This window comes from Roseicyclus salinarum (genome assembly GCF_029624655.1).
Classification (GTDB): domain Bacteria; phylum Pseudomonadota; class Alphaproteobacteria; order Rhodobacterales; family Rhodobacteraceae; genus Roseibacterium; species Roseibacterium salinarum.
The window spans coordinates 1-11,944 of the sequence record NZ_JARRSA010000024.1; the positions used below are offsets into that span (position 1 = coordinate 1).

16 protein-coding genes, 1 pseudogene and 1 riboswitch are annotated in these 11,944 nt (G+C 70.9%); of the genes and pseudogenes, 3 read left to right on the top strand and 14 right to left on the bottom strand.

Annotation, left to right across the window (positions count from 1 at the left end):
* From P6F26_RS14495 to P6F26_RS14525, 7 genes and pseudogenes are all read right to left on the bottom strand, one after another.
* Nucleotides 1–370 (bottom strand): annotated as a pseudogene (locus P6F26_RS14495) (hypothetical protein); the annotation flags it as partial.
* Nucleotides 367–732, bottom strand: coding sequence for an ExbD/TolR family protein (locus P6F26_RS14500; RefSeq protein WP_278029412.1), 366 nt, complete (start codon nucleotides 730–732; stop codon nucleotides 367–369). The gene P6F26_RS14500 and the pseudogene P6F26_RS14495, both read right to left, overlap by 4 nt.
* A 46-nt stretch (nucleotides 733–778) precedes the next feature.
* A complete protein-coding gene (locus P6F26_RS14505) occupies nucleotides 779–1,162 on the bottom strand; it encodes a biopolymer transporter ExbD (protein ID WP_278029413.1) in 384 nt (127 codons plus the stop codon).
* A complete protein-coding gene (locus tag P6F26_RS14510; protein WP_278029414.1) occupies nucleotides 1,152–1,826 on the bottom strand; it encodes a MotA/TolQ/ExbB proton channel family protein in 675 nt (224 codons plus the stop codon). The genes P6F26_RS14505 and P6F26_RS14510 overlap by 11 nt, the downstream gene beginning before the upstream one ends.
* Nucleotides 1,826–2,248 carry a hypothetical protein gene (locus tag P6F26_RS14515; protein ID WP_278029415.1) on the bottom strand — a complete coding sequence of 141 codons (423 nt, stop codon included), beginning with the start codon at nucleotides 2,246–2,248 and terminating at the stop codon, nucleotides 1,826–1,828. Before P6F26_RS14515 ends, P6F26_RS14510 begins: the two co-directional genes overlap by 1 nt.
* Nucleotides 2,249–2,295: 47 nt before the next feature.
* Entirely contained in the window at nucleotides 2,296–3,072 is a 777-nt protein-coding gene (locus P6F26_RS14520) for a cobalamin-binding protein (RefSeq protein ID WP_278029416.1), read from the bottom strand.
* 19 nt (nucleotides 3,073–3,091) lie between these two features.
* Complete coding sequence (locus P6F26_RS14525) at nucleotides 3,092–3,403, bottom strand: hypothetical protein (protein ID WP_278029417.1); 312 nt, start codon at nucleotides 3,401–3,403, stop codon at nucleotides 3,092–3,094.
* A 119-nt stretch (nucleotides 3,404–3,522) separates the two neighbouring features.
* Nucleotides 3,523–3,729, bottom strand: a riboswitch (cobalamin riboswitch).
* A gap of 194 nt (nucleotides 3,730–3,923) precedes the next feature.
* Between P6F26_RS14525 and P6F26_RS14530 the strand changes: the two genes are divergently transcribed.
* From P6F26_RS14530 to P6F26_RS14540, 3 genes are read left to right on the top strand one after another with little or no spacing between them, the layout of a single operon-like run.
* Nucleotides 3,924–4,715, top strand: coding sequence for a methyltransferase family protein (locus P6F26_RS14530; protein ID WP_278029418.1), 792 nt, complete (start codon nucleotides 3,924–3,926; stop codon nucleotides 4,713–4,715).
* The gene (gene ubiG, locus P6F26_RS14535) at nucleotides 4,708–5,445 is read left to right on the top strand and encodes a bifunctional 2-polyprenyl-6-hydroxyphenol methylase/3-demethylubiquinol 3-O-methyltransferase UbiG (RefSeq protein WP_278029419.1); all 738 of its coding nucleotides are present in this window, start codon (nucleotides 4,708–4,710) and stop codon (nucleotides 5,443–5,445) included. The genes P6F26_RS14530 and ubiG overlap by 8 nt, the downstream gene beginning before the upstream one ends.
* Entirely contained in the window at nucleotides 5,442–5,837 is a 396-nt protein-coding gene (locus tag P6F26_RS14540; protein ID WP_278029420.1) for a DUF4149 domain-containing protein, read from the top strand. Before ubiG ends, P6F26_RS14540 begins: the two co-directional genes overlap by 4 nt.
* A gap of 17 nt (nucleotides 5,838–5,854) precedes the next feature.
* Here P6F26_RS14540 and P6F26_RS14545 read toward each other — a convergent pair whose 3' ends face one another.
* The 7 genes from P6F26_RS14545 to P6F26_RS14575 all read right to left on the bottom strand — a co-directional run bounded on the left by P6F26_RS14545 (nucleotide 5,855) and on the right by P6F26_RS14575 (nucleotide 11,906).
* Entirely contained in the window at nucleotides 5,855–6,550 is a 696-nt protein-coding gene (locus tag P6F26_RS14545; protein WP_278029421.1) for an alpha/beta fold hydrolase, read from the bottom strand.
* Nucleotides 6,547–7,668, bottom strand: coding sequence for a cobalamin-independent methionine synthase II family protein (locus tag P6F26_RS14550; protein WP_278029422.1), 1,122 nt, complete (start codon nucleotides 7,666–7,668; stop codon nucleotides 6,547–6,549). The genes P6F26_RS14545 and P6F26_RS14550 overlap by 4 nt, the downstream gene beginning before the upstream one ends.
* 41 nt (nucleotides 7,669–7,709) lie before the next feature.
* Nucleotides 7,710–8,366: an HAD-IA family hydrolase gene (locus P6F26_RS14555; protein WP_278029423.1), complete on the bottom strand. Its 657-nt coding sequence runs from the start codon at nucleotides 8,364–8,366 to the stop codon at nucleotides 7,710–7,712.
* Nucleotides 8,367–8,463: 97 nt separating this feature from the next.
* Entirely contained in the window at nucleotides 8,464–9,426 is a 963-nt protein-coding gene (locus tag P6F26_RS14560; protein ID WP_278029424.1) for a cupin domain-containing protein, read from the bottom strand.
* 16 nt (nucleotides 9,427–9,442) lie between these two features.
* Nucleotides 9,443–9,916 (bottom strand): SRPBCC domain-containing protein, encoded by a 474-nt coding sequence (locus tag P6F26_RS14565; RefSeq protein ID WP_278029425.1) that lies wholly within the window; start codon nucleotides 9,914–9,916, stop codon nucleotides 9,443–9,445.
* Nucleotides 9,916–10,890: a nuclear transport factor 2 family protein gene (locus P6F26_RS14570; protein ID WP_278029426.1), complete on the bottom strand. Its 975-nt coding sequence runs from the start codon at nucleotides 10,888–10,890 to the stop codon at nucleotides 9,916–9,918. The genes P6F26_RS14565 and P6F26_RS14570 overlap by 1 nt, the downstream gene beginning before the upstream one ends.
* On the bottom strand, nucleotides 10,887–11,906 hold the full coding sequence (locus P6F26_RS14575; RefSeq protein WP_278029427.1) for a LacI family DNA-binding transcriptional regulator: 1,020 nt from the start codon (nucleotides 11,904–11,906) through the stop codon (nucleotides 10,887–10,889). The genes P6F26_RS14570 and P6F26_RS14575 overlap by 4 nt, the downstream gene beginning before the upstream one ends.
* Nucleotides 11,907–11,944 lie beyond the last annotated feature (38 nt).

Consider the following 11,944-nt stretch of genomic DNA (forward strand, 5'->3'; position numbering starts at 1 on the left):
ACACGGGCTCCATCTGCGCAGGGCCCGTGGCGGAGGGCGCGGGCGCGACCGCGCGGGCGGGCGTCGAAGGCTGCACGACGGGTTGCACCGCGGCGACCGTCTCGGGTGCGGCACGGCCGGCCGTCTCGGGCGGCGTCGCGCTCCGGGCATCGGGCGGCGTCGCGGCCACGCGCGGGGCGCGGTCGGTCGGCGCGACAGGGGTCAGGGTCCCCGCGACGGCGTCCTCGAAACTGTTGCCGATCATGGCGATCTGCGCGGGTCCGCCTGCCAGGGCCTCGGGCGGATCGGGCGCGAAGGCCGTCAGCCCCGCGGCATGGAGGCCCACCGAGGCCACGCAGGCGAGACCTGCCGCCGCAGCGCGCCCCTTCACCGAAGCCCCCGCTCGGTAACAATCCTGACCTCGCCCGCCCCCGCGCCCCGCAGCGCCGAGGCCAGCGCGACCAGATCGCGCGCGGGCAGGTCGCGATCGGGCACGATCCGCAGAACCGCCGCGCCGTCATTGCCCCCGTCGCCCTCCGCGAGACGCGCGGCGAGATAGGCCTCGGGCGTGACGCGATCCCCGCGATAGACCATCGTGCCGTCGGACCGGATCACCGCGGCGTCGGGCGGCGGGCGGGCCTCGAGCCGCTCGGCCCGCACGAGGCGCACGTCGCCGTCGAGGGGCGGCGCGATGGCGGCGGCCGCGAGAAAGAAGATCAGCATCAGGAAGACGATGTTGATGAGGGCGATCATCGGCTGGGACCGCCGGCGTCTCGGGGCGGGCGCGAGGGCCATGGCGCTACTCCAGCACCGAGACGGCAAGCCACGGCATCGCCCGCAGCACCACCAGAAGGTCCACCAGCCGCTGCGAGGTCACACGGTCGTCCAGCGTCACCAGGATCGTGCGCGGCGCATCGCCTTCGGGGGCGAGCGGGACGAGCGCGCCCGCAAGCGTCTCGAGCGAATGGGCGTCGCCGTTCAGCGACAGGCCCTCCGCCCCGAGCCGCAGGAACAGGGGCGCCGTGCCCTGCGCCCCGCCCGCGCCCGCGTTGACCAGCGGCACCTCCGCGAAGCGCGTGAAGGTCGAGCTGAGCATGAAGAACAGGAGCAGCAGGAAGATCACGTCGATCAGGGGGGTCAGCGTCACCGGACGGCGCCGCCACGTCGTCCGTTCAAGTGCCATGGGCAAGGTTCCGGAAGGCGGAAACCGCCTCGGGCGCCTCGGCGGAGGCCGGCGCCATCGGATGGAACAGCGCCTCGAGGGCCTCGTCGGCCTTGGCGCGTTCGCGCGCGGCGCGCGCCTCGAACCACGACAGGACGAGCGCGGTGGGCATCGCAACCGCAAGGCCCGCCGCCGTCGTCAGAAGCGCGACCCAGATCCCGCCCGCGAGCGCGGCGGGATCGACCGCCTGCCCCGCCTCCTGCAGCGCGCGGAAGGCGTCGATCATGCCCAGCACGGTGCCGAAGAGGCCGAGAAGCGGCGCGACCTGCGCGATGCTGTCGAGCAGGCGGAAGCCGCGCTCGACGACGGCGAGGCGCGCCTCGGCCATCGCCGTCAGGCGCGGCTTCAGGTTCCCGTCGTCCCGGACCGCCGCGCGCAGCACTGGGGCGAGATGGCTGGGGCTCGCGTCGAGCTCGCTCAGCGCGCGTCCCCGCGCGCCCGCGTCCCGCGCCGCGACCGCCCGGTCGATGGCCCCGTGACGCCCCACGCCCAGCGCGTGGAACTGCCACAGCTTGTAGAGCACGACGGCCAGCACGACGACCGAGAGGCACATCAGCAGTGCTATGACCGGCCCGCCAAGGTCGATCAGCGCGGCGAGGGATCCGGAAAGCGGTTCGAGTGTCATCAGCCGATCACCTCCACGTCGGTTCGGGTGCGCAGCCGCAGCGCGTCGGCGCAGTCCGCCGCGCCGCCGCACTCCGCGACCCCGTTGATCAGGACCCGCCCGAGCGCGTCGCACGACAGGCCGGGGATGTCGAACTGGCGGACGCGCGGCGTGCCGGCGGGCAACGCGCCGAATTCGAACAGCGTCAGCCGCTCGACCACGCCGCCCGCGTCGATCAGGACCGTCTCGAGGGACAGGGCCGCGAGGTCCGCGCCGAGGCCGTTCTCGACCATGAAGGTCAGCCGGCAGGCGCCGTCCAGCTGGTCGATGCGGTTCAGTTCCACCGACACGCCCGGCCCGGGGGCCTCCTGCGCCGAGACGGCGGCGGCGGACATGGCTGCGGCGGACATGGCGAAAACGAGGGCGCTCAGGTGCAGGCGCATGGTCCCTCCGGATGCTGCGGGCAAGGCAAGGCGTGGTCGATGCGCGGTCATGACAGCGCCTCGAGGATGGCGTCGAGACCGTCGGTCAGCGCGGCCGGGCCGGGCTGCAGGATGAGCGGCGACTTGATCTCGGCGATGCGGCCCGCGCGCACCGCGGGGATCGCCTCCCAGCCGGGGCGCGCCGCGATCTTCTCGGGGCGGACCTTCTTGCCGCACCACGAGGCGAGGATGATGTCCGGGGCGGCGTCGATCACCTGCTCGGGCCGCACGATCCTGTCGCGCGCGCCCTCCTTCGCGGCGAGGGCCGGGAACGCCTCGCGCCCGCCCGCGATGCCGATCAGCTCCGACACCCACGCGATGCCCGAGATCATCGGCTCGTCCCATTCCTCGAAATAGACGATGGGGCGGTCGCGGCCCTCGGCCCTGCCCGCGACCTCTGCGAGCCTGCGCTCGTAGCCGTCGGCCAGTTCCTCTGCGCGCGCGCCCGCTCCCACCGTCGCGCCGAGATGCCGGATCATCGCGAGGATGCCGCGCACGTCGCGCTGGTTGTAGCCCATGACCGTGACGCCGGCGCGCAGAAGCTCGGCCGCGATTTCGGCCTGCAGATCCGAGAAGGTCAGCACGAGATCCGGCTCGAGCGCGAGGATCCTCGGCACGTCGGCCGAGGTGAACGCGCCCACGCGCGGCTTCTCGCGGCGCACGCGCGCGGGCCGCACGGCGTAGCCGGTGACGCCGACGATCCGGTGCTCCTGCCCCAGAAGGTAGAGCGTCTCGACCGTCTCTTCCGTCAGGCAGACGATGCGTTCGGGGGGGAAGCGTTTCATGCCGTCTCGCCGCGCCGCGTCACTGGATCATGCGGCCCGAACGCCGCGCGGTCGCGCCTCCGCGGCGCTGCCTGAGCGGCAGCACCATCGCAAGGGGCCGGGGCGGCATCCGGGTGGAGGCCACGAGCAGATCGCAGAACACGGCCACGGCGGGCGAGATGCGCGCAAAGGGCTGCGCCTTGGAGAAAGCCTCCATCGCCGCGCGCCTGTAATCCGCCGCGCCGGGCAGGCCCGCGAGCCATTGCATGTAGCCCAGATGGCCCAGTTCGGCCGCCTTCTCGGGCGGCAGGTGCCCTATGTCGAGCTGTGAGATCGTCCGTTCCAGAAGCATCGCGCCCTCCGCGCAAGGGGGCGAAGGCGCTTCTGCAACGGTGATGTCGGCGGGCCGGTCCGGTCCATCTCGGTCTCTCCGTGCCAGGGCACCCCGCCCGGGTCAAGGTGACTGCGGCGCGTCATGCGCCGGAGATGGCAGGTCTCCTGGCTTGCGGGTCGACGCTTCCCCGAACCTTCCCGGACAGTCGGTCCAGTGGTCACACTCGGGGTCGCTCGCCGCTCACAGTTGCGGGGGCAGCCGCGGACTTGGGGCTTCGCCCCGCACCGCATTCCCTTTTAAGCCGACTCCGTGAGAAGCCGGTCGCCATGCGCGGGAGCATCGCACGCAAGACCGCCCCTGTCCATCGCAAGCGGCGGGCGGCGTCGCGTCCCACCCTGCCCGGCCGCCCGCGCCGGGGGGGCCGCGGCCCGCCTTTCATGGCCGATCGCGCGGCGCCTGCGACGCTTCGTCAGGCGTGCTGGCCGGCGATGTCGCCCCGCCTATCTTCCCGGCGATGCGAACAGGCGAACCGACACCGATGACGCGCCTTCTGGACCTTGCCGCGGGCACACTGCGCCCCCCGCCGGGGCGGCGCCGGCTGGCGCTCGCCCTCGCCTATGGCGCGATCTGCCATACCATCTTCGCGGTCGCCGTCCTGTCGATGATCGCCGCCATGTTCTTCGGGATGAGCGAAAGCCTCGGGCGGGTGCCCGCGCCCTGGCACGTCCTCGCCAACGCCGCCCTGATCGCGCAGTTCCCCCTCGCGCATTCGCTGCTTCTGACGCGGCGTGGCGGGCGGCTCCTGGCGCGGCTCGCCCCCGGCGGGCATGGCGGGACGCTGTCGACGACGAGCTACGCCATCGTGGCCTCCCTCCAGCTTGTCGCGCTGTTCGTCCTCTGGACACCGAGCGGGACCGTGTGGTGGCGCGCGGAAGGGGCGGCCTTCACGGCCATCTGCACCGCCTACGCCGCCTCGTGGCTTCTGCTGATCAAGGCCAGCTACGACGCGGGCGCAGAGGTGCAGTCGGGCGCGCTTGGCTGGATGTCGCTGGCGCAGGACCGCAGGCCCGTCTTTCCCGACATGCCGACCACCGGGCTTTTTGCCATCATCCGCCAGCCGATCTACGTCGCCTTCGCGCTGACGCTCTGGACGGTGCCGGTCTGGACGCCGGATCAGCTTGCCCTCGCGGTGACGCTCACGGCCTACTGCCTCGCTGCTCCGATCCTCAAGGAACGCCGGTTCGCGCGGCGCTACGGCGAGCGGTTCGCGGACTATCGCTCCCGCGTGCCCTATGCCCTGCCCCGCCTTCGGAGACCGCGCAATGGCTGAGCGCGCGCGCAACGACCTCGGGATCTACGACGCCGTCGCGGCCGAGTGGTGGTCGGACGAGATCCGCTGGGTGCGGACGCTGAAGAACCTCGTGCCGGGGCGCCTTGCGTGGTTCGACCGCCATGCCGACTGGGACGGCAAGGCCGTGCTCGACCTCGGCTGCGCGGGAGGGTTCATGGCCGAGGCGATGGCCGACAAGGGCGCGCGCGTCACCGGCATAGACCCCGCCGCGAAGGCCGTGGAGGCCGCCCGCGCGCACGCCACGGCGGCCGGGCGTGACATCGCCTACGATGTCGGCGTCGGCGAGGCGCTGCCCTATGGCGACGGGGCCTTCGACATCGTGGTCTGCGTCGACGTGCTGGAGCATGTGAGCGACCGCGCCCGCGTCCTCGCCGAGGTCGCGCGGGTGCTGAAGCCCGGCGGCCTCTTCCTGTTCGACACGATCAACCGGAACCCCGTCGCCCGCTTCGCCACGATCACGATGGCCGAGGACGTGCTGCGGCTGCTGCCGCGGGGCACGCATGACCCGCGGATGTTCATCCGGCCGTCCGAGATGCGGCAGGGCCTCGCCGATGCCGGGCTGGTGGCGGGGCCGATGTGCGGCCTGGGGCCGCGCGGGCTGAACCGGCGGGGCGATTTCGTCTTCGGCCCGCTGCCGCTGCGGACGGTCATCTACCTCGGCCTCGCGAGGAAGCCGGACACGGACACGAACACGGGAGCCGCCCCATGACCGAGATCGCGCTGCTTGCCACGGCGCTCCTGTTCGGCGGCATGACGTTGTTTTCCTTCGGCTTCGCCGCCTTCGTGTTCAATGCGCTGCCCGCCGCGACGGCGGGAAAGCTTGTCCGGCGCGCCTTCCCTTGGTTCTACCTGTTCGTCTTCGGCACCTCGGCCGTCGCGGCTGGCTGCGCGGCGGCGGGCGACGGCGTCTCGGCCGCGGTCCTCGGCGCGATCGCCCTCACGACAGTCTTCGCCCGCGAGGTTCTGATGCCCGCGATCAACCGGGCGACCGACGCCGGCGAGGCGCGGCGCTTCAAGGTGCTGCACGCCCTCTCCGTCCTGATCACGGTTGCCCATATCCTCGGGGCGGGTGCCGTCCTGCTGCGCCTCGCCACCGGATAGCGGACGTCCCCGCGCGCTCAGTCGGCAAGCCAGCGGGCGAGCGCCGCCGTCGTCTCCTCGGGCCGTTCGAGCGTGGGCATGTGGCCCGCGCCCTCCACCACCACGAGGCGCGAGCCGGGGACGAGCGCGTGCATCAGTTCGTGGCGCTCCACCGGGCAGAGCGCGTCGAGGGCGCCGCACAGGATCAGCGTCGGCACCCGCACCGCGCGCAGGGCGTCCTGCCGGTCGGGACGGTCGCGCAGCGCCAGCGATTGCCGGGCGAAGACCTCGGGGCCGAGATCGAGGGCCATCGCCATGCACACCTCCAGGATCTCGGCGCGGTGCGGGCCGTCGGCGAGGTAGTTCGGCTTCAGTTCCTCGCGCATCACCCGCTCGAGCCCGCCTGCGCGCACCGCCGCGATCTGCGGGGCGCGGCGCGCCTTGACCTCCGGCAGTTCGGCGCGCGGGTTGGTGTCCAGCAGCGCAAGACGCTCGACACGATCGGGCGCCCGGGCCACGATCTCCATCGCGACGATGCCGCCCATGGAAAGGCCTGCAAGTGCAAAGCGTTGCGGGGCGTTGCTCAACACCGCTTCGGCCAGCCCGCCCATATCGGCGGCACCGGCGAGATCGCCGACGACCACTTCGCGTTCGTCCGACAGCGCCTTGATCTGGGGCGAGAAAAGCCTGCCGTCGCACATCATGCCCGGCAACAGGACAAGGGGCGGCGTCATCCGACCGCGCGCGCCCCTTCGCTCAGCGCGGCAAGCTTGGCGTAGGCGATGGCGGGATCGACGGCGCCGAAGCCCGCGAAGGTCCCGAAACCGCAGTCGCTGCCCGCGATCACGCGCTCGGCGCCGACGATGTCGATGAACCGCTGAAGGCGCTGCGCGACGAGCTCGGGATGTTCGACGAAGTTGGTCGTCGTGTCGACGACGCCGGGCACAAGGATCTTGTCGTCGGGGATGTCGCGCTTGCGGTCGCGGAAGACCGTCCATTCATGGCCGTGACGGGGGTTCGACGTCTCGAACAGAACGTAGCGCGCCTTGGCCGACATCAGGGTGTCGAACATCCTGGCCATCGGGATGTCGCAGACATGCGGCCCCTCGTAGTTGCCCCAGCAGATGTGGATGCGCACGCGGTCCTCCGGCACGCCCGAAAGCGCGTGGTTCAGCGCCTCGACATGGGAGGCCGCGACCTTCACGAACTCCTCGTCGGAGAGGTCCGCGAACAGCATGTGGCGCGACAGCGCGAGGTCGGGACAGTCGAGCTGAAGGTCGAGCCCGGCGGCCACGATGGTCTCGTATTCCTCCTTCATCGCGTCCGCGAGCGCGGCGAGATAGGCCTCGCGCGTGGGGTAGTGGGCGTTTTGCAGGAACAGGCTGATCACGCCGGGACTGGCCGCGTTCATGAAGCCGCGCCCGATGCCGTGGGCCTTCATCGCCACTTTCAGGTTCGCGATATCCTTCCCCAGTTCGCCCTGCCCCTTCGACTTCACCTCGCCGACGCACATCGGACGGGCGTATTTCGGCGTTCCGCCGGATTCCGCCAACCTTTTCAGGAAGCTGGGAAAGAGCTTCAGGTCGGCTGGCGCGTTCCTCGGGCTGTCGCCCCCGAAACCCGTGTAGCGATCCTTGACGTAGGTGGCGTAGGAAATTTTCGATGTTTCGCCATCAGAAACGATATCCACACCCGCGGCTTTCTGTTTCGCCACCGTCGCATCCACGGCCGTGGCCATGGCGGCGTCGAACGCCGCCGGGTCGAACGGTTCGCCACGCTCCCGGGCGAAGATGAAATCCACGACCTCCTGGCTGCGCGGAAGGCTTCCGACATGCGTGGTAGGAATGCTCATGCCCGGTCCTCCTCGAGCGTTTCGAAATCGGGGCCCGCGCCTCAGCGCGCGCCGGCGGATGCAGCGGCGCCGGGGTCGAGTTCGGTCTGCACCGCGCAGGCGCCCGTGAAGTCGGATCCGTCGTGATAGAGGCCCGGAAAGGCCAGAACCCTGATGCCCGCCGCCGACGCCGCGCGCAGACCGTCGGGGTTGTCCTCGACGGCGAGCACATCCTCGGCCGCAATGCCGAGCGTCTCGAGCGCGCTCAGGTAGAGGTCCGGCGCGGGCTTGGGCCGGGCGTCCCAGGTGGCGTCCGTCACGAGGTCGAAGTCGCGCCGAGACAGCCGCGCGGCCGCGAGGATCGCGTCGACGTTGTCGGCCAGCGTGCCCGAGACGAAGGCCAGCCGCCCACCCGCCTTCCGCGTCTCGGCAATCGCCTCGATCACGCCGGGGCGGAGGGGCACGCCGGCATCGAGGCGCGCCTGGAACAGCGTGCTCTTGAGGCGGTGAAGCTCGACGGCGTCGACCGTCATGCCCTGCGCCTCGGCATAGTCCGCGATCCGCTGCTGCCCCCCGGAGCGGCGCAGCATCTTCGAATAGGCCTCGCGTGACCAGTTCCAGTCCAGTCCGACCTCGGCGAAGGCGTCGTTGAAGGCCTGCCGCTGAAGCTCGGACGTCTCGGCGAGCACGCCGATGGATCCAAGGAAGAGGTGCGTCATGGGTCGTGTCTCCAGTCTCGCGCGCCGCGGCGAGTTCCCCGCGGGTGGCGCCTGTCTCGGATGCGCGGAGGGCAACTCGCCGTTCCGCGCGGTTCTATCATGCCCAGGTCGCGCCGGCAGGATCGTCGGTGGCGATGACGTGATAGAGCGCCGCCTCGCCGGTCATCGCGGGCACCGCGGCGTGGTCGAGCCCGCCGGGAACGCTCATCGTGTCGCCGGGGGCCAGAACGGTCGCGCCCCCCTCCCAGCTCACGCGCCAATGGCCGCGCACGGGCATCAGGACACTGGGGCGGTCGTGGGAATGCGGGGTCGCGCTCGCGCTGTCGCGGGTCACGAAATCGACCTCGAAACCCGGCCTGTCGCGCAGGATGCCGGTCTCACCGATCACCCGGGCGGGCCTTTTCTCCGCCAGCGCCACCAGGTCCCAGTAGCGGGCGACGTAGTTCGGGACCACCTCCGCGGCGGTCGGTTCGGGGAAAGCCTCCAGCTCCTTCTCGCCAAGGACGGGCATCGGTCCCACCCCCTCGGGCAGGCTTTCGCCCTTCGCGGTGTCGTAGAGCCTGCCGTTCGCGCCCAGAACGAGGCCATGCGCCCGCGCGTCCTCGATCACCTGCGGCGCCCAGATGACGCCGCCGCCCGCGTCGTCGCCGCCGAGGATCGCCATGATCATCCCGTAATCGGTGCCGATGTTCTCGAAGCCGCGGAAGATGCCGGTGGGGATGTTGAAGATGTCGCCCTCCTCCAGCACGACCGACCCCGCGTCGCCGCGGCGCCCCCAGAAGAAGCGCCAGCGCCCCGACAGGACGAAGAAGACCTCGGCCGTGCGGTGGGAATGGAGCGAGTTGCGGCACTTCGGCGGCTGGCCCGCGGCGCCGATGTTGAAGCCGTGCGGGATGGTGATGTGAACGTGCTGGTCCGCGGCCTCCGAGACGCCGCCGCCGATGATCGTGAAGTTCTCCTTGCGGTCGGAGCCCGGTGTGTGGGCGTCGATGAAGGCGGTGCGGCAGGGCTGAAGCTCGCCGTAGCGGACGATGCGGGCTGCCATCTCTTGGGCGTTCATGGGGTATCCCCGGCTGTCATGGTTTCGGGTTGGTGATTGGGCCGTAGGCGTCGATATCGGCCTGGAAACGCTCGAGGATCCAACTCCAGCCGGCCTCCTGTGCGCGGGCGATGTCGCGGCCCGACAGGTCGCTTGCCTGCGCCACGGCCTCGATGCGGCTGCCGTCCTCGGTCGCGATGAACTCGACCACGAGGGCCGTCATCATGGTCACGACGCCGCCGAAGATGCCGACCATAGAACTGGCGAGCAGGCGGTTCTCGTCGACGCGCAGGTGGGTCTGGATCATGCGCCCGATCTCGCGGCCGTCCTGCATCACGCGCACCGTCTCGGTGCCGCCGGGACGGGTGTCGAAACCGTCGTAGACCATCCCCGTATCGGGGCCCGCCTCCCAGCGCCGCCGGGTGACGGGGCTGGTCCAGTGCGCGAAGATGTCCTCGACGGGAAGCGCGAAGTCGCGGGCGGCGCGGATCGTGGCGACGGAGGTTCGCATCAGCGCGCGCCCTCCTGCAGGAGGATCTGCTTCCAGATCGCGGTCTCGTCGTAGAGCGTGCATTCCCGGCGCAGGCCCCATGGGCCGAACTCGGCATGGGTGATGCCCAGGACGTAGACCATCGCGCCCGTGGGCACGCCGAACGCGCCCCAGCCCTCATGACGGCCCCACAGGCTCCAGCGGACGGCGGCGCGGGGCGGCATCATGTCGTCCTCGCGGCCGATGACATGGTGCAGCGTGAACTCGGCGTTCGGAAACGCCGCGCGCAGCCCCATCCAGAAGCGGTCGGCGGCCTCACGGCCATGCGCCGTCACGCCGCCGGGATAGTCGAGATGGCAGGCGCGGTCATACTCGTCGGCGATGGCGGAGAGATCGGCGGACATGATCCGGCTCAGGATCTCGGACAGCCGCTCGCCCCATGCGCTGTCGTTTCCGGTGCCCGTGTAGGGGCCGGGAAGGTCGGTCTCGGGCGTGAGGGGCTTCACGCAGCGCGCCGGGCCGCCTTCGCGCTCGATCAGGCCGGCGGCGTAGTCGCGCGGCTCGAGGCCCAGCTGGCGCACGATCGCGCCCTGGTCGCGGATCAGCCACTCGTCGTCGATGGTGTTCTCGCGCGCGTGGCAGTCGGCGAGGATCCGGTAGACCAGCTTCCGGCCGGTCGCGCGGCCGTAGACGCCGTCGCCCGCATGGGTCGCCATCGACGTGATCCGGTGCGAGGACAGCATCCCCGTCTCGGGGTCGCCCGACCAGATCACGTCCTCGCCCAGAAGGACGCGGTCGGGAAATTCGTGCAGCGTGGCCATCGTGGCGCCGATCACGCCCCTGTTGCCGACGACGACCGAACCGGGGGTGCGCACGACGATGTCGGCCGAATAGTAGTCGTGCAGTGTGTGGATCCCGCGGTCTTCCCAGATCTCCTTGGTGATGCCGATGATGTAGTCGGGGAAATCGCGGAATTTCGCGTCGAAGCCCTTCATGTGTCCCATCCCTGAGGTATGCGCGCCGACCCCCGCAGGATCAGCTGCCCGTTCACCTCCACGCTGCGCGGGGGCGTCGTGGGGTCTTCGACAAGCCCGAGCAGAAGGTCAACCGTCTCGGCCACCATCCGGCCCGCCGGTTGACGCACGGTCGTCAGGTCGTAGGACGGCCAGGATGCCGCCGGAACGTCGTCGTAGCCCGCGACGGACACGTCCAGCGGGACGCGCAGGCCCAGCTCGAAACGCAGGGTGTCCATGACGGCGAGCGCCATGTGGTCGTTGGCCACGAAGAGGGCATCGGGCGGATCGTGCGCGAACATGCGGCGCGCCGCCGCGCGGGCCTCTTCCATGCGGAAGTTCCCGACCTCGCGGCAATGCAGGGACCGCCCGGCGGCCGCAAGCGCGCGCATGAAGCCGAATTCGCGGTCGCGCTGGGTCGAGGCGCCCTCCCACCCGGCGATATAGCCGATCCGCTCGTGTCCGGCCGCAAGGAACATCTCGGCCACCTTCGCGCCGCCCGCGGTATTGTCGGAGGTGACGACGCTGTCGTCCTCTCCGTCCTGCGCGCGGTTGAACAGCACCAGCGGCACGCCCGCCGCGCGGCAGCGGGCCGACAGGTCCGAGGACAGCGCAACGGAAGCGGCGATGATCCCGTCCACCTGGTAGTCGAGCAGCTCCTCCACCACGGTGTCGACGTTGCCGGCCGTCTGCGATGCCATGAACACGAGCACATGGTAGCCGCGTTCCTGCAGCGCGTTCGACAGCCTTTCCAGGACGTCGGGATAGAACTGGTTGTCGAGGTATGCGACCACGAGGCCGATCATCCGGCTCTTGCCAGAAACCATCGCGCGCGCGAGCACGTTCGGCCGGTAGCCCAGCTCGGCCGCCGCGCTGCGCACCTTCTCCACGGTCTTGGCCGAGGCCGAGGCGCCGGGCGTGAAGACGCGGCTCACGGCGGACTGGCTGACGCCGGCCAGCGCCGCGACCTCGGCGGATGTGACCTTGGTCGTGGTCATCGCGACACCGCGCAAGGAATGGGTTGCACCAGACCTAG